The sequence below is a fragment of the Thermomonas mangrovi genome, assembly GCF_028201335.1.
In the GTDB taxonomy this organism is placed as follows: domain Bacteria; phylum Pseudomonadota; class Gammaproteobacteria; order Xanthomonadales; family Xanthomonadaceae; genus Thermomonas; species Thermomonas mangrovi.
In genome coordinates, this window is sequence record NZ_JAPEVV010000006.1 from 97,137 (window position 1) to 122,592 (window position 25,456).

Annotated in this window: 25 protein-coding genes and 1 tRNA gene; 2 read left to right on the plus strand and 24 right to left on the minus strand. The window is 70.5% G+C overall.

The annotated features are described in order from the left end of the window. Positions 1-34: 34 nt before the first annotated feature. Entirely contained in the window at positions 35-4,057 is a 4,023-nt protein-coding gene (locus ON759_RS09300) for a DUF3418 domain-containing protein (RefSeq protein WP_271680094.1), read from the minus strand. Between the two features lie 81 nt (positions 4,058-4,138). Here ON759_RS09300 and ON759_RS09305 point away from each other — a divergent pair, with 81 nt between their 5' ends. Continuing rightward, positions 4,139-4,690 (plus strand): Dps family protein, encoded by a 552-nt coding sequence (locus ON759_RS09305; protein WP_271680095.1) that lies wholly within the window; start codon positions 4,139-4,141, stop codon positions 4,688-4,690. An 87-nt stretch (positions 4,691-4,777) separates the two neighbouring features. Here ON759_RS09305 and ON759_RS09310 read toward each other — a convergent pair whose 3' ends face one another. The 5 genes from ON759_RS09310 to ON759_RS09330 all read right to left on the minus strand — a co-directional run bounded on the left by ON759_RS09310 (position 4,778) and on the right by ON759_RS09330 (position 9,210). Further along, the gene (locus ON759_RS09310; RefSeq protein WP_271680096.1) at positions 4,778-5,230 is read right to left on the minus strand and encodes a hypothetical protein; all 453 of its coding nucleotides are present in this window, start codon (positions 5,228-5,230) and stop codon (positions 4,778-4,780) included. Between the two features lie 269 nt (positions 5,231-5,499). Further along, positions 5,500-6,312: a CPBP family intramembrane glutamic endopeptidase gene (locus ON759_RS09315; protein ID WP_271680097.1), complete on the minus strand. Its 813-nt coding sequence runs from the start codon at positions 6,310-6,312 to the stop codon at positions 5,500-5,502. Between the two features lie 128 nt (positions 6,313-6,440). Further along, complete coding sequence (locus ON759_RS09320; RefSeq protein WP_271680098.1) at positions 6,441-7,229, minus strand: hypothetical protein; 789 nt, start codon at positions 7,227-7,229, stop codon at positions 6,441-6,443. Positions 7,230-7,295: 66 nt separating this feature from the next. After that, positions 7,296-8,360, minus strand: a complete 1,065-nt coding sequence (locus ON759_RS09325) for a L,D-transpeptidase (RefSeq protein ID WP_271680099.1) — start codon at positions 8,358-8,360, stop codon at positions 7,296-7,298. Between the two features lie 181 nt (positions 8,361-8,541). Then, positions 8,542-9,210 carry a hypothetical protein gene (locus tag ON759_RS09330; protein WP_271680100.1) on the minus strand — a complete coding sequence of 223 codons (669 nt, stop codon included), beginning with the start codon at positions 9,208-9,210 and terminating at the stop codon, positions 8,542-8,544. Positions 9,211-9,571: 361 nt separating this feature from the next. Between ON759_RS09330 and ON759_RS09335 the strand changes: the two genes are divergently transcribed. Beyond that, entirely contained in the window at positions 9,572-10,492 is a 921-nt protein-coding gene (locus ON759_RS09335; RefSeq protein WP_271680101.1) for a LysR family transcriptional regulator, read from the plus strand. A 59-nt stretch (positions 10,493-10,551) separates the two neighbouring features. Here the strand turns inward: ON759_RS09335 and ON759_RS09340 are convergent. The 18 genes from ON759_RS09340 to aspS all read right to left on the minus strand — a co-directional run bounded on the left by ON759_RS09340 (position 10,552) and on the right by aspS (position 25,447). Continuing rightward, positions 10,552-10,627 (minus strand) — tRNA-Lys (locus tag ON759_RS09340). A 54-nt stretch (positions 10,628-10,681) separates the two neighbouring features. Next, entirely contained in the window at positions 10,682-11,362 is a 681-nt protein-coding gene (queC, locus tag ON759_RS09345) for a 7-cyano-7-deazaguanine synthase QueC (RefSeq protein ID WP_271680293.1), read from the minus strand. 5 nt (positions 11,363-11,367) lie between these two features. Beyond that, positions 11,368-12,057, minus strand: a complete 690-nt coding sequence (queE, locus tag ON759_RS09350; protein ID WP_271680102.1) for a 7-carboxy-7-deazaguanine synthase QueE — start codon at positions 12,055-12,057, stop codon at positions 11,368-11,370. Between the two features lie 9 nt (positions 12,058-12,066). After that, a complete protein-coding gene (gene ybgF / locus ON759_RS09355; protein WP_271680103.1) occupies positions 12,067-12,840 on the minus strand; it encodes a tol-pal system protein YbgF in 774 nt (257 codons plus the stop codon). Beyond that, a complete protein-coding gene (pal, locus tag ON759_RS09360; protein ID WP_271680104.1) occupies positions 12,840-13,379 on the minus strand; it encodes a peptidoglycan-associated lipoprotein Pal in 540 nt (179 codons plus the stop codon). The genes ybgF and pal overlap by 1 nt, the downstream gene beginning before the upstream one ends. A 45-nt stretch (positions 13,380-13,424) precedes the next feature. Then, positions 13,425-14,729 carry a Tol-Pal system beta propeller repeat protein TolB gene (gene tolB / locus ON759_RS09365; RefSeq protein WP_271680105.1) on the minus strand — a complete coding sequence of 435 codons (1,305 nt, stop codon included), beginning with the start codon at positions 14,727-14,729 and terminating at the stop codon, positions 13,425-13,427. A gap of 76 nt (positions 14,730-14,805) precedes the next feature. Beyond that, entirely contained in the window at positions 14,806-15,681 is an 876-nt protein-coding gene (gene tolA / locus ON759_RS09370; protein WP_271680106.1) for a cell envelope integrity protein TolA, read from the minus strand. Positions 15,682-15,691: 10 nt separating this feature from the next. Beyond that, on the minus strand, positions 15,692-16,144 hold the full coding sequence (gene tolR / locus ON759_RS09375; protein ID WP_271680107.1) for a protein TolR: 453 nt from the start codon (positions 16,142-16,144) through the stop codon (positions 15,692-15,694). A gap of 7 nt (positions 16,145-16,151) precedes the next feature. Continuing rightward, positions 16,152-16,940, minus strand: a complete 789-nt coding sequence (gene tolQ, locus ON759_RS09380; RefSeq protein ID WP_271680108.1) for a protein TolQ — start codon at positions 16,938-16,940, stop codon at positions 16,152-16,154. After that, positions 16,940-17,356 carry a tol-pal system-associated acyl-CoA thioesterase gene (gene ybgC / locus ON759_RS09385; protein ID WP_271680109.1) on the minus strand — a complete coding sequence of 139 codons (417 nt, stop codon included), beginning with the start codon at positions 17,354-17,356 and terminating at the stop codon, positions 16,940-16,942. Before ybgC ends, tolQ begins: the two co-directional genes overlap by 1 nt. Then, positions 17,349-18,383, minus strand: a complete 1,035-nt coding sequence (gene ruvB, locus ON759_RS09390) for a Holliday junction branch migration DNA helicase RuvB (protein ID WP_271680110.1) — start codon at positions 18,381-18,383, stop codon at positions 17,349-17,351. Before ruvB ends, ybgC begins: the two co-directional genes overlap by 8 nt. Before the next feature lie 161 nt (positions 18,384-18,544). After that, positions 18,545-20,458 (minus strand): potassium transporter Kup, encoded by a 1,914-nt coding sequence (locus tag ON759_RS09395; protein WP_271680111.1) that lies wholly within the window; start codon positions 20,456-20,458, stop codon positions 18,545-18,547. A 34-nt stretch (positions 20,459-20,492) separates the two neighbouring features. Then, entirely contained in the window at positions 20,493-21,080 is a 588-nt protein-coding gene (gene ruvA, locus ON759_RS09400; RefSeq protein WP_271680112.1) for a Holliday junction branch migration protein RuvA, read from the minus strand. Continuing rightward, positions 21,077-21,613 (minus strand): crossover junction endodeoxyribonuclease RuvC, encoded by a 537-nt coding sequence (gene ruvC, locus ON759_RS09405; protein WP_271680113.1) that lies wholly within the window; start codon positions 21,611-21,613, stop codon positions 21,077-21,079. Before ruvC ends, ruvA begins: the two co-directional genes overlap by 4 nt. A 28-nt stretch (positions 21,614-21,641) precedes the next feature. Next, entirely contained in the window at positions 21,642-22,367 is a 726-nt protein-coding gene (locus tag ON759_RS09410; RefSeq protein WP_271680114.1) for a YebC/PmpR family DNA-binding transcriptional regulator, read from the minus strand. Between the two features lie 33 nt (positions 22,368-22,400). Next, complete coding sequence (locus tag ON759_RS09415) at positions 22,401-23,051, minus strand: esterase/lipase family protein (RefSeq protein WP_271680115.1); 651 nt, start codon at positions 23,049-23,051, stop codon at positions 22,401-22,403. After that, positions 23,041-23,565 carry a GNAT family N-acetyltransferase gene (locus tag ON759_RS09420; protein ID WP_271680116.1) on the minus strand — a complete coding sequence of 175 codons (525 nt, stop codon included), beginning with the start codon at positions 23,563-23,565 and terminating at the stop codon, positions 23,041-23,043. Before ON759_RS09420 ends, ON759_RS09415 begins: the two co-directional genes overlap by 11 nt. A gap of 118 nt (positions 23,566-23,683) precedes the next feature. Further along, the gene (aspS, locus tag ON759_RS09425) at positions 23,684-25,447 is read right to left on the minus strand and encodes an aspartate--tRNA ligase (protein ID WP_271680117.1); all 1,764 of its coding nucleotides are present in this window, start codon (positions 25,445-25,447) and stop codon (positions 23,684-23,686) included. Between the last annotated feature and the right edge of the window lie 9 nt (positions 25,448-25,456).

Consider the following 25,456-nt stretch of genomic DNA (forward strand, 5'->3'; position numbering starts at 1 on the left):
TACAGTAGCGACGCGCCGGTCGCGCAGCCAGCCATCACGCCCGGCGCAGGCGCTGCACCCGCGCCGCCAGCCGCTTCGGCGACACCCCGCCCTTCGCGCCGAGCTCCTGCGCGAACACCTGGACCCGTAGTTCCTCCAGGTCCCAGCGCAACGCCTGCGCCTCCGGGTCGTCGGGCTCGGCGTCCGCCAGCGCGGCGACGAACGGCGCCAGTTCCAGCATCCGCGCCTGGTCGCGGACCGGGTCGCGCTGCGCACGCTCGCCGCGCAAGGCCAACGCCTTCAGGTAGCGCGGGTACTCGGCGAGCGCCGCGGCCGGAACGTCGCGCAGGAAACCCGGCGGCACCAGCGCATCGAGTTGCGCACGCATGTCGTCGAGGTTGCCGCGCGCCCAGCCCATCAGCGTGGATTCGAGCTTGGCCCGCGCCTCCGCGACCAGGCCCAGGATCGCTTCGGCCTGGCGCAACCGCTGCATGGCTTCGGCGAACAGCGCCTTGGCGAGGACGTCGCGGCGCTGGGCGAAGGCCTCCGCGTCGCGCACCTCGAGCAGGCCGTCGGCGGCCAGCGCATCGAATGCGCCGTCGACGAGGTCCGCGCGCAGGCGGTCTGCGTCCTTCAAGCCATCGCGGCGCGGGTCGGCGGACTCGATGGCCGCGTACAGCAACGAGATCTTCGGTTGTACCGGCAGCTGCTTGCGCGCCTGTTTCAGCTTGTCCGCCAGCGCGATCGCCAGCAGCCGGCGGACGCCTTGCGGGTGCAGGCGTTCGGCGACCTCGCGTTGTGCGTGCAGGGCCAGCGAGACGCTGTGGCCGTCGTCCTGCAAGGCGGGATAGGCCGGCAGCCCGCCGGCGCCGGGCACCGACACCGGGATCCGCGCGTCGGGGAACACGGTCAAGCCGGCCTGCGCCATGCCTTGCGCCGCATGCCGCGCGAACGCCTGCGCAGCGCGCTCGCCGAAGCGGGCGCGGAGGTCGTCGAGGTCGCGCGATTCGGCCAGCACTACCTTGCCGTCCAGCAGGCGCAGGTTGGCGCGCAGGTGCGGCTCGATCGCGGCCGCATCGAAATCGGTCGTGGCCACGGCGACGCCGGTGAGCTTCTTCAGGAAGCGCGCCAGCGCGCCCTCGATGCTGTCGGCGTCCGGCTGCGCGAAGGCTTCCGCGAAGGCACGCGCGAAATCGGGGGCCGGCACGAAGTTGCGGCGCAGCGCCTTCGGCAGCGACTTGATCAGCGCGGTCGCCTTGTCCTCGACGAAGCCCGGCGCCAGCCACGACAGGCGGTCGGCATCCAGCGCGTTGAGCAGGTGCAGCGGCACCGCCACCGTCATGCCGTCGTCCGGCGCACCCGGCTCGAAGCGGTACTGCACCGCCAGCCGCGCATCACCGAGGCCGATGTAGGCCGGAAAGCGCGCGGCGTCGGTCTGGTCGGCCACCAGCAGGTCGTCGCGCGACCACTCCAGCGCGGCCTTCTCGTCCTTCGACAACTTGCCGAACCAGGCGTCCAGCGCCTGCGCGTTGTGCACGTGCGGCGGCAGCCGGTCCAGGTACCAGCGCGCCTGCCAGTCCTCGTCCACCACCAGGCCGACCCGGCGCTGCTTGGCCTCCTCCTGCTGCGCCAGTTCCAACGTGCGCAGGTTGCGGGGCAGGAACGCACTGCGCGTGTTGATCTCGCCGGTGAGCAGGGCCTCGCGCACGAAGATCCCGCGACTCTCCTCGGGGAACAGCGCGCCGTAATGCACCGGCTTCTTCGGCGCCAGCACCAGCCCGAACAGGCTGATCTGCTCGCTGCCCAGCACGCGGCCCTGCGCACGCGACCAGTGCGGATCGTGGTGGCGGCGCGCCAGCAGATGCGGCAGCTCGGCGATCGCCCAGTCCGGCTCGATGGCGGCGTTGGTGATCGCCCAGACCTTCTCGGTGTCCAGCAGCGTGGCCGACAGCAGCCACGGCGGCGGCTTGCTGGCCAGCTTCGAACCCGGGAACAGCTGGAACTTGCGGCCGCGGGGACCGTCGTAGAGGCCCCCTGCCTTTCGATCACCATCGCTACCGCGATGGCCCAGCTGCGTGGGCAGGCCGGCGATCAGCGCGCGGTGGAGCGCCGCGTAGGACTGCCCGCTTGCCTCCTCACCCTGTGCAGCAAGGGCGGAAAGTGCACCTGCTCCCCTTTCCGCCGCCGGCCACAGCTCCTCGCACTGCAGCTTCAGCTGCCGGTGCAGTTCCCACCATTCGCGCAGGCGCAGGAACCCGAGGAAGTGCTTGTCGGCCCATTTGCGCAGCTGGGACTGGGTCAGTTCCTCGTGCGCGCTGCGGTAGCCGTCCCACAGCTTGAGGATGCCGACGAATTCGGATTTCGCGTCGGCGAACTGCGCATGCGCGGCATCGGCGGCGGCGCGCGCGTCGGCCGGGCGTTCGCGCGGGTCCTGGATGCCGAGGAAGCTGGCGATCACCAGCATCTCGCGCAGCACGCCGTGCGCGTGTGCGGCCACCAGCATGCGTGCCAGCTTCACGTCGACCGGCAGCTTCGCCATCGTGCGACCGATGGCGGTGAGCTTGCGGTCGGCATCGATCGCGCCGAGTTCGTTCAACTGCTGCCAGCCGTCGGCGATCGCACGCGGGTCAGGCGGTTCGAGGAACGGGAAATTTTCGATAACGTTCGCATCGTCCGATGGCCGATGCGAACTTGCGCGTTTCGGCGAAGCCGAAACACGGCCTTCGATATTGCCCAGCCCCAGCGACAGCATCCGCAGGATCACCCCGGCCAGCGCCGCGCGGCGGATCTCCGGGTCGGTGAACGCGGCGCGCGCGGCGAAATCGGCTTCCGAATACAGGCGGATACAGGTGCCCGGCGCGATGCGGCCGCAACGACCGGCGCGCTGGTTGGCGCTGGCCTGCGACACCGCCTCGATGTGCAGCCGGTCCAGCTTCTGCCGCGGGCTGTAGCGCTTGACCCGGGCCACGCCGGGATCGACGACGTAGTGGATGCGCGGCACCGTCAGCGAGGTTTCCGCCACGTTGGTCGCCAGCACGATGCGGCGCTGCGGACCCGGATGGAACACCCGGTCCTGATCCTTCGCCGACAGCCGCGCGTACAGCGGCAGCACCTCGGTATGGCGGTACTTGCGCCGTTCCAGCGCCTGGTGGACATCGCGGATCTCGCGCTCGCCCGGCAGGAACACGAGGGTGTCACCGATGCCCTTGTCCTTCTGGATTTCATCACACGCGGCGACGATGCCGTCCACGAGCGTGCGCTGCCCGCCGTCCTCTTCGGCCTCGCCCTCGAGCGGGCGGTAGCGCACCTCGACCGGGTAGCCGCGGCCCTCCACGTCGACGACCGGCGCGCCGCCGAAGTGGGCGGCGAAGCGGGCGGTGTCGATGGTCGCCGAGGTCACCACCAGCTTCAGGTCGGGCCGGCGCGGCAGCAGCTGCTTGAGGTAGCCGAGCAGGAAGTCGATGTTGAGGCTGCGCTCGTGCGCCTCGTCGATGATTAGGGTGTCGTACTTCGACAGCCAGCGATCGGCCTGGATCTCCGCGAGCAGGATGCCGTCGGTCATGAACTTGACCGCGGTGGCGTCGCCGACGGCATCGTTGAAGCGCACTTGGTAGCCGACCGCCCCGCCGATCGGCACCTGCAGCTCCTCGGCCACGCGGCGCGCGACCGAGCGCGCGGCGATCCGTCGCGGCTGGGTGCAGCCGATCATCCCGGCCGCGCCGCGTCCCGCCAGCAGGCACAGCTTGGGCAGCTGGGTGGTCTTGCCGCTGCCGGTTTCGCCGGCGATCACCACCACCTGGTGGGCGCGGACCAGGCCGACGATCTCGTCGGCATGCGCGGCGATCGGCAACGCCTCGTCCAAGCGCGCGGCCGGCAGCGCCGCCGCCCGGGCATCGCGCGCGGCCACCGAGGCCTGCAGCTTGTCGGCGAAAGCATCGCGCAGCGCCGCGTCGCCCGGCTTGGCGTTCCATTTCGTCCACAGGCCGAGCAGGCGCCCTCGGTCGCGGGTCGACGCGCCGTCGATGGCGCGCCGGGCCTGGCGCAGGGCCTTGCGGCCATCGGCTTCGATAGGTTCCATGGATCGGTGATGTTCGCGATTTCATCCAACGGCAACGCCGCAGGAGCGTATTCTGGCGCAAGCCCCCCAGAGGACATCGTCATGACCAAGAAGAAATCGGCCGCGAAGCCCGCCAAGGCTTCCCAACCCGTCCCGCCCGCGCACGCCGACGGCGCGCCCGGCATCGACATCGGCCTGTCGGCCGGCGACCGCCGCAAGATCTCCGAGGGCCTCGGCCACATGCTGGCCGACGCCTTCACCCTCTACCTGAAGACCCACAACTTCCACTGGAACATCTCGGGCCCGATGTTCAACAGCCTGCACGTGATGTTCGAGGGCCAGTACACCGAGCAGTGGAACGCGCTGGACGAGATCGCCGAGCGCATGCGCGCGCTGGGCTACAACGCGCCGGGCTCCTACCCGGAGTTCATCCGGCTGGGCTCGATCAAGGAAGAGCCGGGCCTGGCCGACGCCGCCGACTGGCGCGAGATGGTGCGCCAGCTGGTGGTCGGCAACGAGGCCGTGTGCAAGACCGCGCGCAAGGTGCTGAAGACCGCGGATGGCGCCGGCGACGACCCCACCGTGGACCTGATGACGCAGCGCCTGAACATCCACGAGAAGAACGCGTGGATGCTGCGTTCGTTGTTGCAGTAAGCATCCTGCGGCAAGCACCCGGACGGTCAGGCCTCGCCTGGCCGTTCGCGCTCGAGGGGTGGCGGCAGGCGCCCCGCCGCCAAGCACTCAATCCAGCAGGACCAGCAGGAACACCGCCTCGCCGGAGTCGCGGAGCGCCGCGACTTCGATCCCGGACATCGCCTCGCCGTCGCCCAGCGCATAGATCCGCAACGCGCGGACATCGGGCGCATCGAACACGCCCACCATGGCCGCGCGCGCGCCAGCCGGATCCTCGTGGTCGTCGATGACCCCGCCGGCCACGCCGCGCACGGCTGGATCCGCCACTGCATGCAGCGCCGCCTCGATGCCGCCGTCACCCGCCGCCGGGCGCCGGTAGACCTCGTGGAAGCCCGAACGCCACGCGTCACCGCGCTTCGACCACGCAGCCCCGACGAAGTCCTGGTAACGAGCGAGGGCCAGGGCGTCCAGTTGCGCCTCCGTGGCCGCTGGCACCACGAAGCTTGCGCTGCCGAAGCCGTTCGAGGATGGACCACCGAATACATCCTGCAGGGTTTTCATGGCCATCTCCGGGCGAAGGGCGACGCGGGTGGAAGCCGCGAGCGCGGGTGCAGGCTGCGTCGATCGCGCATTGGCTGGCGATGCCGGAGGCGTCGCGTCTTCGACGGGCGCCTGCGGTCGGCAGCCGGCGACCGGCAGCAATGCCACCGCCAGCAACGCGGACAAAGCGGCCTGCGTTGGCGCGGTCCGCCGCGACGCCGGGTGGGCGGGCGCAGTGCCCACGCGGCACGCGGAGGCTGCCGATGCCGGACCCGCAGGCGCGGGCCGGCTCATGCGGCGGCCCGGGTGGTCGCTGGATCGTTGCGCACCTTGCGCAGCAGGAACACCGCGTACAGGAAATTGGGCAGGACCAGCAGCATCGGGATCGCCCAGCGCATGCCCTGGGTGATGTCGGCCGCCGCCGCGCCGCCATCGGCCGGGCCAGCGGACACCACGAACGTCCCGAAGTCCCACAGCGCGTGGTAGGCGATGGGGACCCACAACGACCCCGTGCGCAGCAGCAGCGCCATCATCACCGTCCCGCTCATCGCGGCGGCGACGGCCTGCACCACTGCCTCGCCGAGGTTGCCGGTGGTGATCACGTTGAGCACGTGCACGCCGCCGAACACCAGCGTGGTGGCGACCAGCGCCGGCCAGACGGACAGGCGGCTGCGCAGCCCCTGGAACAACACGCCGCGGAACGCCCATTCCTCCGAGAGGCCGACCAGCAGGGTATTGACCAGCACGAAGCCCAGCTTGCCGGCTGGCGGCAAGCCCAGCAGCCCGGCGAGCAGGGCGAAGAACAGCAGGTAAAGCACCGGGAACCACAGCAGCCTGGGCCAGCCCGGTCGGCTGGGCGCGACGAATTTCAGGTCGCGCCAACGCCACGCGAAGGTCGCGATCGCCAGCACCGCGATCGCCATCACCAGGTTCCAGGCCACGCCGTGGGTCACGGTGTCGACCAGCGGCTTCTTGCTGCCGTCGCTGGCCCAGCGCATGCCGTACATGGTGGCGAGCAGCCATGCCAGCCACGTCGCGAGCGCCCACCAGGGGCGGCGAGCGTGGCGTGTTTCCGCTGGCGGGGTTTCCTGCGTGTTCGGCATCCGACCGATCCTCGTCCGCAAATCTTCGAAGGTCCGAGGGGGCGGACGCGCGAGCGTCCTGCCCTGCACGCCCCAAGAAAATGCCGCGGCCACTGCAGGCCGCGGCATCCCGGGTCATGCGGGAAGGATCAGCGGCACTTCGGGTGGGTCTTGATGTCGTCGGCGCTCAGGACCTGGCCGTTGGCCATGGTGAGCTGGACGCAGGTGCGACTCGCCGGGTGGTAGTAGATGCCATAGGTGGTGTCGCCGGACGAGATGGTATCGACGTCACGGAACCCCATTTCACTCATCATGTCGATGCCGCGCGCAAAGCCCTGGCCGACGACGTTGCGGAAATTCGGCGCGCTGGAATAGCCGCCACGGCCGCTGTGGTAGCTGGTGTTGCGGCTGCGCTGCTGCACGCCGGCGTCGTAGCCGGTGGCGTAGGCATCGGAACGCGCGACGTTGTGGTAGGGCACGCCGTGGAGGCCGTCGTTGTAGCCGATGTCCCACTGTGCGCCATTGTTGCCGGCGTTGGTGTGCTGGTTGTTCTTGTGCGCCAGCGCGGCGGCGATCGCGGCCGCGCCGATGATCGCCGCGGCGGTGTTGCGGTCTCTGTTGCTGCTGCTGGCGCGCTGGTTGCAGTCGGAGGCGCTGGCGTCGGTGATCGAGCGGAAATGGCCGTCGTAGGTCTCGACCCGCACGCAGGTCTTGCTGCCGCGGTTCCAGTAGTAGGCCTCGACCGAATCGCCATAGGTCTCGCGTTCGTTGATGAAGGTGAAGCCACGGACCTCCAGTTCCGTCTGGCCGCCGGCGGCGCGCGCGCCGACGAGGTCGCCCAGGTTGCGGGCGTTCTGGGCGATGGCGGTACCCGGGCCGACGGCCAAGCCGATGCCGGCGACGAGGGCGGCGGTACGAAGCAGGTTGCGCGTGTTCATGACGACTCCTGGTGGTTGGCGCGCGGATGCGCGGGGGACTTGCGGGAAATGCGGACGGGCCGGGCGTCAGCGCCGCGCACCCGTTTCCGGTGGCAGCGCATCGATGACCGCCTGCGGCCTGCCCGTCGTCGACGGCAGCATGCGTTGGTCGGTGGTGACCACGACGGTGCCGGGCACGACCAGCGGCGCCAGCAGGCGCGCGAACTCGTGCGGCAGGACCAGGTTGTGGATGGCCTCGGCATCGAGTGCCTCGCCATGCTGCTCGCCGTGTCCCGGGATGCCGAGCACGGTCCACTTGGGCATCTTCAGGCCGGGGAACCCGGGCACCTCGCGGTCCATGAACCCGGCATTGGCGATGTAGGCATGGGTCCCGGCCAGCTTGCGCGGGTCGCGCACGTGGACGCGGGCGCGGCCGATCTCGGTGCCGTCGCGCAACACCACGATCCGTTGGTCGGAGGTGCTGATCACCATCGACACCATGCCCTCCGGCGCGCGCTCCGGCTGCCAGCGGAACGGCTGGCCATCGTCCAGGGTAGGCATGACCGAGGACGCGCCGGTCTTCGGATCGATCGGGATCAGTGCGGTGGGGTGGGTCACATGCGCGGGCGACTTGCCCTCGCGCGAGACCACCACGGTCATCCCCATGTTGCTGGCCTCGAACAGCAGCCGGGCGAACTCGCTGGGCAGGTGCACGCAGCCGTGGGACTCGGGGTAGCCCGGCAGGCCGCCGGCATGCAGCGCCACGCCATCGTTGGTCAGCCGTTGCTGGTAGGGCATCGGCGCGTTGTTGTACTTGCTGCTGTGGTGGTCCTTGTCCTTCTGCGAGATGTGGAACACGCCGGTCGGGGTCTCGTGGCCCGGCTTGCCGGTGCTGACCGTGGTGGTGCCGATCAGCAAACCGTTGCGGTACACGTAGCCGCGCTGCTCGGTCAGGCTGACGACGACGGCGATCGGTCCCAGCGTCTTGCGGTCGCCTCCCCAGATCCATTGCCCGGGCTTCAGCTGGGCCGGCGGGGTGTCCGCGGGACTGGAGGTCTTGGCACCCCAGAACGGCACGGCGGCCGAGACCTGCCCGGCACTGGCGACCGCAATCGCGATCGCGACAACCAGGTGCTTCCATTTGCCTTGCATGTCGGACTCCCCTCCGATGTGTGGACGCCCTGCGCGTCCGTCCCCTTCGTCGCGGCATCGTAATGACCGGGCGGTGGCATGCGCCGCCTTGCGACCAAACGATGATACCCGGGACTGGCACCCCGCCGCGGATGGGGACACGCCATCCGCGACGGGGGAACCGATGGAACGCCGGGTGCCTTTACTTCACCGTGCAGATGCCGTTGGCGCCGCCCTTGCCGGTGTAGCTCACCGTGGCCTGGCCCTGCGCGTCGGTCGCGACCGCGATGACCGTGCCGCTGGCCGCGTCGGTGACTTCGTAGTAGCGCGGGTTCTTGATGTCGAGCTTGGCTTCCTTGCCGTTGACGAACACCTGGCCGCCATCGGCGGCGTGCAGTTCCAGCCCGCCCGGGCAGGTCGCGTTGAGCAGCGCGACCTTGCCGGCCGCCGGTGCCGCATCCTCCACGGTGCAGACCCCATTCGCGCCCCCCTTGCCGGTGTAGCTGGCCGACTGGCTGCCATCGGGATTGAGCAGCACGGAGACCGTGGTGCCGGATGCCGCGTCGGTGGCGTCGTAGCCGCCCTGCGGATAGGCCTTGACGGCGGCAGGCTCGCCGTTGATCAGCACTGGGCCGCCATCGGCCGCCTGCAAGGCCACTCCGCCGGGGCAGCTCAGGCGGATCATCTTCACCCCCGCCTGGTCGCCACCCGTGGCCGGGGACGCAGGAGCGGCATCGGCAGGTGCCGCGGTATCGGCGGCGGGGGCCGTCGCCGCCGCATCGGCGGGGGCGGCGGCGGTGTCGGTCGGTGCAGGCTTGCTGCAAGCAGCGAGGGCAAGGCAAACGGCAAGGGCCAACAGGGACTGCTTCATGGACATCTCTCCAGGATCGGGACCGCCGGGTGGATGAAGGGCAATGGGGATGCGGGCATTCGGGAGGCATCGCGCAGGACGGGATCGCGGCGCCGATCCCCGAGCCCGTCGCAAGCTCGCACGCGGCCTTCCTCGTGTTGTTGACGTCGCGCAACCATGGCGTCGCATCCTGCGCTCGAATCCGTGGGTAATGGCGGTGCGAAGGCACCCGCCCCGCAGCGCTGCCTGCGCCGGGGTCGACCGGGCAGGCGCGAGGCCGGCTGCATCGTGCTGCGGCGTTGCTTTCCGCACCTAATGTCGCCCGGTGTCCGCATTGAATGAAGGCGAGTTACGATGATTCACCTTCAATGAAATATTGAAAATGAAAGCGGTCAGCGAACTGCGCCTGTTCCTGCGGGTGGTCGAGTTGGGCAGCCTGTCCGCGGCGGCACGCCAGCTGGAAATCAGCCCGGCGGTCGCCAGCGCAACGCTCAAGCGCCTGGAGGACAAGCTGGACGCCCCGCTGCTGGTGCGTTCCACCCGCAGCCTGCGGCTGACCCCGCAGGGCGAGCTGTTCGTGGCGCATGCCCGCGAGGCACTGCGCCAGGTCGAGGAAGGCATGGCGCGGATGCACGGCACCCAGCGCGTGGGCCGCGGCAAGTTGCGGATCTCGGCGCCGTCGGACTTCGGGCGCAACCAGCTGCTGCCTTGGCTGGACGAATTCCAGGAGCAGCACCCCGGCCTCGAGGTGCGGCTGCAGCTGACGGATCGGATCACCGACCTGTTCCGCGAGCCCATCGACGTGGCCCTGCGCTACGGGGTGCCACCGGACTCGTCGCTGGTGGCGCTGCCGGTGTCCACGCGCTTCCGCCGGGTGCTGGTCGCCTCGCCGGCCTACCTGGCGCGCAAGGCCGCGCCGGCCACGCCGCAGGACCTGCGCCATCACAACTGCCTGCGCTTCGTGGTCGGCGACGAGCACCCCTACTCCGAATGGCGCTTCCATTCGTCCGCAGGCGGGGACGTCATCGTGAAGGTGGGCGGAGACCGCATCAGCGACGACGGCGAGGCGGTGCGGCGCTGGGTCCTGGCGGGCCACGGCATCGCCTACAAGTCGTGGCTGGACGTCGGCCGCGACGTGCTCTCGGGCGGCCTGCGCCTGCTCTGCCGCGACTGGCCCGGTGAACTGGTGCCGATGCACATGATCGTGCCCAATCGCCGCCTGCTGGACGGCACCGTCCACGCGTTGCGCGACTTCCTGCAGCGTCGGTGCGAGGCCTTGCCGTTGCCGCCCGACGACCGCTGATGCGGCGACTCGGCCATCGACGCCCATGCATCGGGATCGTCGCGGAGGGAACGGGGAGATGGTGGGCCGTGATGGATTCGAACCATCGACCAGCGGATTAAAAGTCCGATGCTCTACCGACTGAGCTAACGGCCCACGGGGAAACTCGACGCCCGGCGCGGGCCGGGGCGCGCATTCTAGCGCAGCGCGCTACGCGTACCGCGTCGGGTCGGCGACGCCGGCATCGGCGAAGCCCTGCGCACGCAGGCGGCAGGCATCGCAGTGGCCGCAGGCGCGGCCGTCGGCATCGGCCTGGTAGCAACTGACGGTCTGCGCGAAGTCGACGCGCAGGCGCAGGCCCTCGCGCACGATGTCGGCCTTCGACATCCGCATCAGCGGCGCATGCACGCGGAAGCGGCTGCCTTCGACGCCGGCCTTGGTGGCCAGGTTCGCCAGCGCCTCGAAGCCGGCGATGAACTCGGGGCGGCAGTCCGGGTAGCCCGAGTAGTCGACCGCGTTGACACCGCAGAACAGGTCGGTGCCGCCCAGCACCTCGGCCCAGCCCAGCGCCACCGAGAGCATGATCGTGTTGCGCGCGGGCACGTAGGTGGACGGGATGCCGACGCCGATCTCGTGGCCGTCGGCATCGGTGGGGACGTCGATGTCGTCGGTGAGCGCGGAGCCGCCGATGCTGCGCAGGTCGACGTGCACGGTCTTGTGCGCGACCGCGCCCAGCGCCTGGGCGACGCGTGCGGCGGCATCCAGTTCCGAGGTATGCCGCTGGCCGTAGCGCACGCTCAGCGCATGCACGGCGAAGCCGGCTTCGCGGGCGATCGCCAGCACCACCGCCGAGTCCATGCCGCCGGACACCAGCACCACCGCGGGCCGGATCGCGTTCACTTGCCCTGCTCCTCGCCCCACAGGGCCTTGTGCAACTGCATCTGGAACCGGACCGGCAGGCGCTCGGCGACGATCCAGTCGGCGAGCTGGCGCGGCGCCAGCTGCGCGTAACTGGGCGAGAACAGGACGTCGCAGGCGTCGGCGAGGCGATGCTCGGCGACGACGTCGCGCGCCCATTCGAAATCGGCGCGCGAGCACAGCACGAACTTGACCTGGTCGCGCGCGGTCAGCAGCGGCAGGTTGGACCACAGGTTGCGATGGGACTCGCCGGAATCCGGGGTCTTCAGGTCGAGCACGCGCGAGACCCGCGGGTCCACCCCGGCGATGTCGAGCGCGCCCGAGGTCTCCAGCGACACCACGTGGCCGGCATCGCACAGGCGCGCCAGCAGGACCAGGCAACGCTTCTGCGCCAGCGGCTCGCCGCCCGTCACGCAGACGTGGCGGGCGCCCAGCCGTGCGACTTCGGCCAGGATCGCGTCGATGTCCCACCACTGCCCGCCATGGAAGGCGTAGGCGGTGTCGCAGTAGGTGCAGCGCAGCGGGCAACCGGTCAGGCGCACGAACACGGTCGGCCAGCCCGCATCGCGGGCCTCGCCCTGCAGGGACAGGAAGATTTCGGTGAGCTTCAGCCGGTCGGGCTGGAGGGCGGCCGCCGATGCGGCGGCCGCATCGGCGACTGCGTCCATGCGGCTAGTTTAACGGGCGCCCGCCAGTTGCATGGCGCGCAGCCGGTCGTCGGCGGTGCGCGCCACGTCCGAGCCCGGGTAGCGCTTCACCACCTGGCGCAGGGTCGCCTCGGCCTGCGCCGACTGCTTCAGCCCCAACTGAGCCAGGCCCAGCTTGAGCAGCGCGCCCGGGGCCTTGTCGTGGGTCGGGTAGCGGTCCATCAGCAGCTGGAACTGCTCGCCGGCGAGGGCGTAGTTCTGGGTCACGTAATAGCTCTCGCCCAGCCAGTACAGCGCGTTCGGCGCGAGCTGGCCCGCCGGGAACGCGGCGAGGAAATCGCGGAAACGCCGCGACGACTCCACGTAGTCGCCGCCCTTGAGCGCTTCGAAGGCGTGGTCGTAAGCGCCGCGCTCGCCCTTGCCGGCCACCGCCGCGGGGGCTGGTGCGGGAGATGCCGACGCAATCGGCGCCCCAGAAGCGGGTGCGTCCATCGTCGAGGCCGGGGTGGCGGGCGTCGCCCCCTCGACCCGGTTCAGGCGACCATCGATGTCCAGGTACTGGGTGCGCTGGGCCTGCTTGGCCTGCTCGAGCTGCTGCTGGAGCACCTCGATCTGGCCGCGCAGCTCCTGGGTTTCCGCGCGCAGCTGGCCGATCTGGTTGACCAGCTCGGTGGCGCCTTGGTCCGCCGCGGCGCGCGCCTCGAGGGCGGCGACGCGGTCGGCCAGGCTGGCGCGCTGGGCGAAGGCCGCCGGCGACGCCGCGAGCGTCGCCAGGGCCAGCATGACGGCGGTGCGGGCGCGCATCACTTGGCGCTGTAGACCAGTTCGACGCGACGGTTCTGCGACCAGCAGGATTCGCCCGATTCGTTGCAGACCGGGCGCTCCTCGCCGTAACTGACCACGGTCAGCTGGCTGCCGCTGCCGCCGCTGGCCTGCAGCGCGGACGACACCGCGTTGGCGCGGCGCTCGCCGAGGCCGAGGTTGTATTCGCGGCTGCCGCGCTCGTCGGCATTGCCCTCCAGGCGCAGGCGCGCGGACGGACGGTCGCGCAGGTACTTCGCGTGGCAGGCCATGGCGGCCTGGAATTCCGGCTTCAGCGCGTCCTGGTCGAGGTCGAAGTACACCACGCGGTTGCGCAGGCAGGCGTCGGTGTCGAGGTCGGCCGGCGAATAGGCACCCGGGCGCGGGGTGTCGGCGATCGGGGTGGTGGTGGCGCCGCTGTCGACCGGCGCGGTGTCGGTCGGCGGGGTTTCCTTGACCTTCTTGCTGCAGCCGACGGCGACCGCGCTGGCCAGGACGGCCAGGACCAGGAAGCGGGCGATGCGGGGAGTCTGGGCGTTCATGCGGATGTCCTCGTCGTGGAAGTGATGGCGCGTGTCCGTTGGGGCTCAACGCTTGCGGTAGGGCGACCAGGCCGGCTCGCGGACGTCGCCCTCGGCCAGCACGAGGCGCTGGCGGACGCGACCGTCGGCGGAGACGGCATACAGCACGCCGCGCCGGCCTTCGCGCGCCGCGTACAGGACCATCGCGCCGTTTGGCGCGAAGCTCGGCGATTCGTCCAGCGACCCCGGCGACAGCATGCTCCAGCGCGGGCTGCCCAGGCTGTTGTCGAGCAGCGCGATGCGGTAGACGTTGCCCGCGCCCTGCGCGGTGGCGATCTTCTTGCCGTCGAAGGAGACGCTGGGGCTGGCGTTGTAGCTGCCCTCGAAGCTCACCCGGGTGGCGCTGCCGCCGCTGGCCGCGACCTGGTAGACCTGCGGCCGGCCGCCGCGGTCGGAGGTGAAGTACAGGCGGCTGCCGTCCGGGCTCCAGCTCGGCTCCGTGTCGATGCCGAAGTGGTTGGTGACCTGCGTCAGCTGCTTGCTGCCCAGGTCCATCACGTAGACGTCGGGGTTGCCGCCCTTGGACAGGGTCAGCGCCAGGCGCCCGCCGTCCGGCGAGAAGCTGGGCGCGCCGTTGATGCCGCGGAAGCTGGTGAGCTTCTCGCGCGAGCCGCTGGCGATGTCCTGGATCCACACCGCGGAATTGCCGCCTTCGAAGCTGACATAGGCCAGCCGGCGCCCGTCCGGGCTCCACGACGGCGACATCAGCGGCTCGGTGGAATTCACCACCGTGCGCGGGTTCCATCCGTCGGCGTCGGCCACCATCAGCGCGTAGCGCGCGCCGCGGCCGAGGCCGCTCGAGGTGACGTAGGCGATGCGGGTCCAGAATGCGCCGGGGACACCGAGGATCTTCTCGTACACCGCGTCGCTGATCTGGTGGGCAACGTCGCGCATCGACCCCGCCGGCGCAGTCAGGGCGAAACCGAGCAGGCGCTCCTGCTTGGCGACGTCGAACAATTCGTATTCGGTGCGGTAGCCACCGCCCTCCGCCACGCAGCGACCGACCAGCAGGAAGTCCTGCTTGAGCATGCGCCAGGCCGGGTACGCGACTTCGCTGCCGCGGGTCGGGCGTTCGACGATCTGCGACACGTCCAGCGCGCGGAACTGGCCGGAGCGACCAAGGTCGGCGCGCACCACGCCACCCACGTCGGTTTCCCCGCAATCGCCGCCGAAAGGCACCACGGCGATCGGCAACGCGGCCGCGCGCCCGCCGATCACGTCCAGCTCGAGCATGCCCTTCTGCTGCGCGCCGGCAAGCGGCGCGGCGGCCAGGAGGACGGTGGTGACCAGCGTGCGGATGTTCGGAGCCATGCATTCCCTCGCGTCAGGACCGCCGGCTACTGTGGCGCAAGCGGCGTACGTCCAGGTGAATCCTGCCACACCGGGACTACTCGGAGGGCTCGAACCACAGCACCAGACGACGCTGGAACTCCTGTTCGAAGCCCGCGTAGGGCAGCGGCGAGGCCTTGCGCACGGCGGCTTCCAGCGAACGCCGGCCGAGTTCGTCGAACGGGCAGTTGGGCGAGACCTGCACTTCCACCACGTCGCCGCCGGGCACCTGCACGATCAGGACCTGGCAGCGCTGACCGGCGCGGACGCTGTCGGGGCGGATCCACTGGCGTTCGACCGCCGCGGTAATCGCCACGCCGTATGCCGCCATCTTCGCGGCATCCCCCTCCGGCGTGCCGAGCGGCCGGGCGCCGCTCGACGAGGCGGTGGCGCGCGCGTCCGCCAGCTGCTGCCGGCGCTGCTCGGCCAGCTCCCGGGCCTTGCGCGCCTGCTCGATCTTCTGGCGGATCTCTGCGATGCGCTGTTCCTTCAGGCGCTCGGCCTCTACCTGCTGGCGGGCTTCCAGTTCGGCTTGGTCGGGCTGGCGACGGGTCGCCTCCTGCTCGCGCGGCACCTCCGCGACACCGGGCGCCAGGCCATCGCGTTGCACGGCCTCCTGATCCTGGGGCGCCGGTTCCGGCACCGGCGGCGGCAGGGCCTCGGGCAGCGCCGGCGGTGGCTCCTCGACCGGGGTCGGTAGCGGCTCGACGACCGGCTGCGGCGGCACCCGGGGCGGCTGGCGCAGGGCCCGCTGCATCGCCGCGCTGAGGTCGCCCGCGTCGACCAGGTCGGCCTCGATCACGTCGCCGCGCGCGGCCTCCGGCAGGCTGGGCCGGGTCCAATGCAAGCCGGCGAACATCAGCGCGAACAGCACCGCATGCAGGCCGAGGGCCTGCAGCATCGCCGTCCGGGTATCGGCGCGCGACTCCCTCATCGGGCCTGGCTCACTTCGCCTTGGCGCTGTCGGCCGGCGCGCCCATCAGGCCGGCGCGGCTGACCTTGGCATCGCGCTGGAGCAGGGTCAGCACCTCGTACACCGTCTGGTAGCTGGCATCGCGGTCGCCGGCGACGTACACGGACAGCTGCGGATCGGCCTGCACGAAGCCGCGGACCTTGGCCACCAGCGCGGCGCGATCCACCGCCTGCGGCCGGTCGAGGCCTTCGTAGGTCAGCGAGAGGGCGCCATCCCGCTGCACCTGCACCACGACGGGCTGCTTCTTGCTCTGTTCCAGCGGCTTTGCGTCGGACTGCGGGAGGTTGACGTCCACCCCGACGTTGAGCAGCGGCGCGGTGACCATGAAGATGATCAGCAGCACCAGCATCACGTCGATGTAGGGCACGACGTTGATGTCGGCCTTGAGCTTGCGCTTGCGGTGCCGGCGGGAGGTGGTGGCCATGCGCGCCTCAGTCGTCCACGTGCGCCTGGCGCTGCAGGATCGACGCGAACTCCTCGCCGAAGGTGTCGTAGCGCACCGCGATGCGCTCGGCGCGGGTGGCGTAGCGGTTGTAGGCCCAGACCGCCGGGATCGCCGCGAACAGGCCCATCGCGGTGGCGATCAGCGCCTCGGAAATGCCGGGGGCGACGGTGGCGATGGTGGCTTCCTTGACGTTGGCCAGGCCCTGGAAGGAAATCATGATCCCCCACACCGTGCCGAACAGGCCCACGTACGGGCTGATCGAACCGACGTTGGCGAGGAACTCGAGGTTGCGCTCCAGCCCGTCCAGCTCGCGCGAGGTGGTCGCGCGCATGGCGCGCTGGGCGCCCTCCAGCTGCATGCGGGCATCCACCCCGCGGCGCTGGCGGATGCGGTTGAACTCGCGCATGCCGCCTTCGAAGATCGCCTCGAGCCCCTCGATCTCGCGACCGCGGCCGGCGGCCGCGGCGTAGAGCTTGGGCAGCTCGATGCCCGACCAGAATTGTTCCTCGAAGCGGTCGGCCTCCTGCTCCGCGCGATCGAGCACCCGCTTCTTGCGCAGGATGATCACCCACGAGGCCAGCGAGGCCAGCAGCAGCAGGGCCATCACCAGCTGCACCGGCAGGCTGGCATGCAGCACCAGCTGCAGGATGTCCAGCCCCTGGTCGCCTTGCACCACGGCGGTCCGCGCGCCCTCGGCGGCGAGTTCCACCGTGTTCGCGGCGCCGGCTTCCGGCAGGGCCTGCGGCATGGATTGCAGCATGGTGGACATGGACATCAAACGGTCTCCACGAGAAGGGCAAGGCTGGCCGCGAGGGCCGGCGGGATCGGACATGGCCGGAACGAGGACGCGCGCAGCGCGGCGATGCGCACCGAGGCTTCGACCAGCAGCGCGCCATCGCGTTCCACCCGTTGCGCCAGCACGAGGCTGGCGCCGCGGCATTCAAGCAGGCGCACGCTGACCTGCAGCTGATCGTCCAGCCGGGCGGGTGCGCGGAAGTCGGTGGTCATCGCGCGCACCACGAAGACCAGGTCGTCGCGGCTGCGCAACAGGTCCTGGCCCAGGCCGAGCCCGCGCATCCATTCGCTGCGGGCGCGCTCCATGAAGGCGAGGTACTGCGCGTGGTAGACCACGCCGCCGGCGTCGGTGTCTTCCCAGTAGACGCGGACCGGCCAGGCGAAGGGCTCAGCCATCGCCGGCCTCGAACAGCCCCGGCTCGCCGGCCTTGGGCTTGAACCCCAGGTGGCGGTAGGCCTTGGGCGTGGCCATGCGGCCGCGCGCGGTGCGCACCAGGAAGCCCTGCTGGATCAGGTAGGGCTCGATCACGTCCTCCAGCGTGCCGCGTTCCTCGCTGAGTGCGGCGGCCAGCGACTCCACGCCCACCGGGCCGCCGTCGAAGGCGTCGATGATCGTGCCCAGCATGCGCCGGTCGAGCTCGTCGAAGCCCTCCGGGTCGACCTTCAGCATGTCCATCGCCGCGCGTGCGATGGCGCTGTCGATGCCGCCGCCGGCGCGGACCTGCGCGTAGTCGCGCACGCGCCGCAGCAGGCGGTTGGCGATGCGCGGGGTGCCGCGCGAGCGGCGCGCGACTTCGCCGGCGCCCTCGGCGTCGCAGTCGATGCCGAGGATGCGCGCGGAGCGGCGCACGATCCGGGTCAGCTCCTCGGGCGAGTAGAACTCCAGCCGCTGGACGATGCCGAAGCGGTCGCGCAGCGGCGCGGTGAGCAGGCCGGCGCGGGTGGTGGCGCCGATCAGGGTGAACGGCGGCAGGTCGAGCTTGATCGAACGCGCGGCGGGGCCTTCGCCGATCATGATGTCGAGCTGGTAGTCCTCCATCGCCGGATAGAGGATCTCCTCGACCACCGGCGACAGGCGGTGGATCTCGTCCACGAACAGCACGTCGTGCGGCTGCAGGTTGGTCAGCAGCGCGGCGAGGTCGCCGGCCTTCTCGATCACCGGGCCGGAGGTGACCCGCAGGCTGACCCCGAGTTCGTTGGCGATGACGTGGCTGAGGGTGGTCTTGCCGAGCCCCGGCGGCCCGAAGATCAGCACGTGGTCGAGCGCCTCGCCGCGGCCCTTGGCCGCCTCGATGTAGATCTGCAGCTGCTCGCGCACCGGCTGCTGGCCGAGGTATTCGTCGAGCCGGCGCGGGCGGATGCTGGCCTCGAGGACCTCGTCCTCGCGGGTGGCGCCGGTGCCGATGATGCGGTCGCTGGTCATGCCGGGATTATCGCCCGACGTCCCGTCCCGTGAGCGGATTGGCCCGGTCCGCCCTGCGGCTCAGGCTTCGCATCCTGCTTCGATTCGCCGACGCAGGCCTTCCTTGGCCTGCTCCGGGCGGATCGGGCCAGTCTGCTCCGGCGATTGATGCGCCCCACCTGTCAGATCTGGACCTGGGTCCCCAGCTCCACGATCCGGTTGCCCGGGATGTGGAAGAACCCGGTCGCGGGAGCGGCGTTGCGGTGCATCAGCGCGTACAGCTTGTCGCGCCAGGCCGGCATGTTGCGGTGCGGGCTGGCGACGATGGTTTCGCGGCTGGTGAAATAGGTCGTGTCCATCGGGTCCAGCACCAGGTCGCACTGGTCGCAGGTCTGCATCAGCGCCTGCGGGACGTCCGGCGTCTCCATGAAGCCGAAGCGGATCAGCACGCGGTAGAAGTCGTCGCCGATCGAGGTGACCTTGAGCCGCTCGCCCTTGGCCGCGTAGGGCACGGACAGGGTCTCCACGGTCAGGAAGATGTTGCGCTCGTGCAGGACCTTGTTGTGCTTGAGGTTGTGCAGCAGCGCATGCGGCACCACGCCCTTGTCCGCGGTCATGAAGATCGCGGTGCCCGGCACCCGCACCGGCGGCGACAGCATCAGCCCCGGCAGGAAGCTGTCGAGCTGGATGCCTTCCTTGCGGATCTCCGTGTGGAGCAATTCGCGGCCGCGGCGCCAGGTGCGCATCATGGTGAAGGCGGTGATGCCGATGAACAGCGGCACCCACGCGCCGATGCCGCTCATCAGCTTGGCGCCGTTGGCGAACAGGAAGGCGACGTCGATCAGCAGGAACATCGCGCACAGCGGCAGCACCCATTTGCGGGTGTCCGGCCAGCGCGTGTAGGCGACGATCGCCAGCAGCAGGGTGTCGATCAGCATGGTGCCGGTCACCGACAGGCCGTAGGCCGTGGCCAGCGCCCCCGAGCTGCGGAACGACAGCACCAGCACCACCACCGCCGCGAACAGCATCCAGTTGATCGACGGCACGTAGATCTGGCCGATGGTGTCGCGCGAGGTGTACTTGATCTGCAGGCGCGGCAGGTAGCCCAGCTGGATCGCCTGGCGGGTGACCGAGAACGCGCCGGTGATCACCGCCTGCGAGGCGACCATCGCCGCGGTGGTCGCCAGCACCAGCATCGGCACCTGCGCCCAGCCGGGGATCGACATGTAGAACGGGTTGGCGACCGCGTCCGGGTGGCGCAGCAGCACCGCGCCCTGGCCGTAGTAGTTCAGCACCAGCGCCGGCAGCACGAAGCCGAACCAGCCCCAGCGGATCGGCTGCTTGCCGAAGTGGCCCATGTCCGCGTACAGCGCCTCGCCGCCGGTCACCGTCAGCACCACCGCGCCGAGGATCAGCACCGCGTGCCAGTCGTGGGTGGTGAAGAACAGCCAGGCCCAGTACGGGTTCAGCGCGCGCAGCACGATCGGATGCTGGGCGATGTTCCAGACGCCGAACCCGGCGATCACCACGAACCAGGTGATCATGATCGGGCCGAACGCCTTGCCGACGCTGGCGGTACCGAAGCGCTGGAACGCGAACAACGCGGTCAGCATCACCAGGCTGATCGGCAGCACCCATTGCTTGAACAGCGGCGACACCACCTCCAGGCCCTCCACCGCGCCGAGCACGGTGATCGGCGGGGTGATCATGCCGTCGCCGAAGAACAGCGCCGCGCCGAAGATGCCCAGGATCCCCACCGTGTAGGCCAGCCGCGAACCCTGCTTCAGGCTGCGCTGGGCCAGCGCGGTGAGCGCCATGATCCCGCCCTCGCCGTCGTTGTCGGCGCGCATGATCACCACCACGTACTTCAGGGTCACCACCAGCACCAGCGACCAGAAGCCCAGCGAGAGCAGGCCCTTGACCGTCGCGGGATCCGGGGTCAGCCCGAAATGCGGGTGGAACATCTCCTTGATGGTGTACAGCGGGCTGGTGCCGATGTCGCCGAACACCACGCCGACCGCGCCCGCCACCAGCGCGGCGAGGCCTGCGCCGCCGTGCGCGCCATGCGCCTGTCCGTGGGAAGTCTGTGTGCTCATCGGACGCCTGTGGGCTCTCGGGAAGGATGCCGGCTCAGCGGAGCGCCGACTGTAGCGCCTTGCGGATGATGGCCTCGGCGACGTCGCCCTCGGCGGCCACCTTGCGCGCCATGCGGTCGGCCTCGGCCGGCTTGTAGCCCAGCGCCTGCAGGGCGGTGATCGCCTCGGCCAGCGGGTCACCGGGCAATCCGGGCGACGCCGAAGCAGGGCCGCCGGCGAAGTCGGCGGCCCGGTCGCGCAACTCCACCACCATCCGCTCGGCGGTCTTCTTGCCGATGCCGGGGATGCGGGTGAGCGCGGTCACGTCCGAGGCCTGCACCAGCCGCGCGAACTCGTCCACGCTGGCGCCGGACAGCACCGCCAGCGCGATCTTCGCGCCGATCCCGCTGACCTTCTGCACGTCGCGGAACAGGCGGCGCTCGGACTCGCGCAGGAAGCCGTACAGCAAGACGCTGTCTTCCTTCTGCGCATGGTGGGTGAACAGGAACACCTCGCGACCGACCTCGGGCAGGTCGTAGAAGGTGCTCATCGGCGCCTCCAGTTCGTAGCCCACGCCACTGACGTCGACCACGAGCCAGGGCGGTGCCTTGTGGATCAGGATGCCCTTCAGCCGACCGATCATCGCGTCCCCCTGCCCTTGCGGCCCCACGCAGTACGCGCATCCGTCCCCAGCCGGTTGGCGCTGGCGCGCACGTGGGCGTGGGTGATCGCCACCGCGAGCGCGTCCGCGGCGTCGGCCTGCAGCTTGCCCTGCAGCCCGAGCATGATCCCGACCATGTGCTGGACCTGGGTCTTGTCGGCGTTGCCGCTGCCCACCAGGCCCAGCTTGATCTCCTTGGCGGCGTATTCGCTGACCGGCAGGTCGCGCGCCACGCAGGCGGCGACCGCGGCGCCCCGCGCCTGCCCCAGCTTCAGCGCGGACATCGCGTTGTTCGACAGGAACACCTGCTCCACCGCGACCTCGTCCGGCGCGTACTGCTCGATCAAGGCCCACAGGCCGTCCAGCAGCTTGCGCAGGCGCAGCGGGAAGGATTCGGCATCCAGCAGGTTCAAGGGCTGGTGGTGCACATGCGACACCTTGCCGTCGGCGGCGACGTCGATGATGCCCACGCCGGTGCGCTGCGAGCCGGGGTCGATGCCGAGAATGCGCGTCACGTCGCGGGATCGCGTCGGCGAGGGAGGCTTACGCGGCCGCGCCGAAATCGGCGTTGGAGTAGACGTTCTGCACGTCGTCCATGTCCTCGAGCCAGCGCAGCAGCTTCTGCACCTGCTCCGCGGTCTCGCCGTCCACCGGGGAATCGTTGTCGGCGCGCAGGGTGACCTCGGCGAAGCCCGGCGCCAGCCCCGCGGCCTCCATCGCGGCCTTCACGTCGGCGAAGGCCTCGGGCGCGGTCAACACGTCGATCGCGCCGTCCTCGGGATACACCACCACGTCGTCCGCGCCGGCCTCGATCGCGGCTTCGGTCACCGCGTCCTCGTCCGCGCCGCCGTCGTAGTTGAGCACGCCCAGCTTGCGGAACATGAAGCTGACCGAGCCGTCGGTGCCGAGGTTGCCGCCGAACTTGCCGAAGGCGTGGCGGACGTCGGCGACGGTGCGCACCTTGTTGTCGGTCAGGCAATCCACGATCACCGCGACGCCGCCGGCGCCGTAGCCCTCGTAGCGCACTTCCTCGTAGGTCACGCCTTCCAGTTCGCCGGTGGCCTTCTTGATCGCGCGCTCGATCACGTCCTTGGACATGTTCACGGCCAGGCCCTTGTCGACCGCCGCGCGCAGGCGCGGGTTGCCGTTGGGATCGCCGCCGCCGGCGCGCGCCGCCACCGAGATCTCGCGGATCACCTTGGTGAAGATCTTGCCGCGCTGCGCGTCGACCGCGTTCTTGCGCGCCTCGATGGAAGGGCCACGTCCCATGCACTGTCCAGACTGTCTTGCGGAGGGCGCGGATTATACGGCGGGCGGTTCGACCGCGTGCTCGAACCCGTCGCCACGCAGGAACCCCGCCACCTGCCGCACCACCTCGTCGGAGAACAGCAGGCCGCTGTGGCTGGCCCGCACCACCACGTGGTCGGCCAGGCCCGGGACCCGGGTCTCGGCCACGGACACGGTGCCGTCGTGCGGGCCGTCGAAGCGCGCGACCAGTCCGCCCAGCCCGTGCGGCACGCAGCCGGCGACCATCCCGGCCTCGATTCCGTCCGGGATCCGGCCGATGCCCGCCTGCAGCAGGGCGCGATTGTGGCCGACCAGCTGGGCGCCCGCCGGGATCCGCGCGGCGATCGCGGCCGCGGCCCCGCTGCCTGCCAGCGGCGAGCCCAGGCAGACGATGCGGCCGATCGCGGCGTCGCCGAGGCGCTCGACCGCGCGCAGGGTCAGCAGCCCGCCCAGGCTGTGCGCGACCACGTGCAGGCCCGGATGCGCGGCCAGCACCCCGGCCAGCCGCGCGACCACGGCATCGGTGTCCTGCAGCAGGCTGTAGTAGCCGAAGGTGGTCGGCGCGAAGCCCTGGCTGCGCAACCGCGTCGCCAGCCAGCGCATGGCGATGCTGCGCATCCACAGCCCGTGCACCAGCAGCACGCCGGGCGCGGCGTCAGGCGGCATCGGGCGGGCGCCGGTACATGAACTCGCGGTCGCGCTGGGCGCCGACGATGAATTCGTATTCGCCGGCGAAACCGAAGCCGTAGCGTGCGTAGAAGCGCTGCGCGCCGAGGTTCTCGGACCATACGCTCAGCCACAGGGTGCGTGGCCCGTCGCGCAGCAGCCAGGGCATCGCCGTATCCATCAGCGCGCGCCCCACGCCGCCGTTCTGGGCATCCGCGCGCAGGTACAGGCGCTTGACCTCGCCATCGCCGGGGCGCACGTCGGCATGCGGCAGGCCGCAGGGACCCGCCTGCACGTAGCCGATCGCATGCCCGTCGGCCTCGGCGATCCACAGCGCATAGTCGGGCTGGTCGAGGACGGCGGCATACGCCTGCCGCGAATGACTTTCGTCGAGGAAGGCCTGCAGGTCCTCCGGCGCATACAGGTGGCCGAAGGTCTCGACGAAGGTGCCTGCGCCGAGCGCGGCGAGCATGTCCGCATCGGCGGTGGTGGCGCGGCGGATCGATGCAGTCATCGGGCGCCGCCTGACGGGGACCGGGGATGGGCGGCTGCGGACAGCGGGCCAGGGACGGCCCGCGGCGACGCGTCGGACAGGACGTCCGCACGCGTCGGGCAGCAGTCCCCGGCGCCGGTCACCGGTCGGCGGCCCGCACCTGCACGTGCACCTCGGCCAGCTGCGCATCCGGGATCGGGCTGGGCGCGTCGGTCATCAGGCACTGCGCGGACGTGGTCTTGGGGAAGGCGATCACGTCGCGGATCGAGTCGCTGCCGGCCATCAGCGCGGCGATGCGGTCGATGCCGAAGGCGATGCCGCCGTGCGGCGGCGCGCCGTACTTCAGCGCGTCCAGCAGGAAGCCGAACTTGGCGCGCTGTTCCTCGGCGCCGATGCCCAGCAGGTCGAACACCGCCGCCTGCATCTGCGGGCGGTGGATGCGGATCGAACCGCCGCCGATCTCGTTGCCGTTCAACACCATGTCGTAGCCGCGGCTCACCGCGGTCTTCGCATTCGCGCGCAGGTCCTCGATCGAATCCACCGCCGGCGCGGTGAACGGGTGGTGCAGGGCCACGTAGCGCTGCTCCTCCGCATCCCATTCGAACATCGGGAAGTCGGTGACCCACAGCGGCTTCCAGCCGTCCTGGACCAGGCCGAAGTCCTTGCCGGCCTTCAGCCGCACCGCGCCCATGAAATCGCTGACCTTGCCGTAGGCGCCCGCACCGAAGAACACGAGGTCGCCGTTGCCTGCGCCGACATGCGCCAGCAGCGCCTCGAACGCGCCTTCTGCGAAGAACTTGGCGACCGGCGAATTGATCGCGCCGGACTCGTCGATCTTGGCGTAGGCCAGGCCCTTGGCGCCGAACTTGGCGGCGTGGGCGGCGTACTCGTCGATCTGCTTGCGCGACAGCGACGCGCCGCCGGGGATGCGCAGCGCGGCGACCCGGCCCTCGGGGTCGTTGGCGGCGCCGGTGAACACCGCGAAGTCGCAGTCCTTCACCCGATCGGCGACATCGACGAGTTCCAGGTCGATGCGCAGGTCGGGCTTGTCCGAGCCGTAGCGGCGCATCGCTTCCGCATAGGTCATGCGCGGGAACTCCGTCGCCAGTTCGACGCCCGCGACCTCGCGGAACACGTCGCGGACCATCGCCTCGACGGTGTCCTGCACGTCGCGCTCGGACACCCACGCGAACTCCATGTCGAGCTGGGTGAATTCCAGCTGGCGGTCGGCGCGCAGGGCTTCGTCGCGGAAGCAGCGCGCGACCTGGTAGTAGCGGTCGAAGCCCGCCATCATCAGGATCTGCTTGAACAGCTGCGGGCTCTGCGGCAGGGCGTAGAACTCGCCCGGGTGCATCCGCGCCGGGACCAGGAAGTCGCGCGCGCCCTCGGGCGTGGCCTTGGTCAGGATCGGCGTCTCGATGTCCTGGAAGCCGCGCGCGTCCAGCCAGTGGCGCAGCGCCGAGACCAGCTTCGTCCGCGTGCGCATCTTGCGCTGCATGTCGGGGCTGCGCAGGTCGAGGTAACGGTACTTCAGGCGGATGTCCTCGCCCGGGTTCTCGTGGTGGTGGAACGGCAACGGCTCGGCTTTGTTCAACAGCTCGATCGTCTCGGCCACCACTTCCACCTGGCCGGTCCTGATCCTGTCGTTCACCGACTGGCGCTTGCGCACCGTGCCGGTGATGCGCAGGCAATCCTCGTAGCCCACCTTGCCGGCAGCCTCGAGCACCGCGGCGTTGCCGGCGGCATCCGCAGGTTCGGCGACCACCTGCACGACGCCCTCGTGGTCGCGCAGGTCGATGAAGACGATCTGGCCCATGTTGCGGGCGACGTCCGCCCATCCGCACAGGGTCACGGTCTGGCCGATCAACGCTTCGTCGACCAGGCCACAGAAATGGGTACGCATGGACACTCC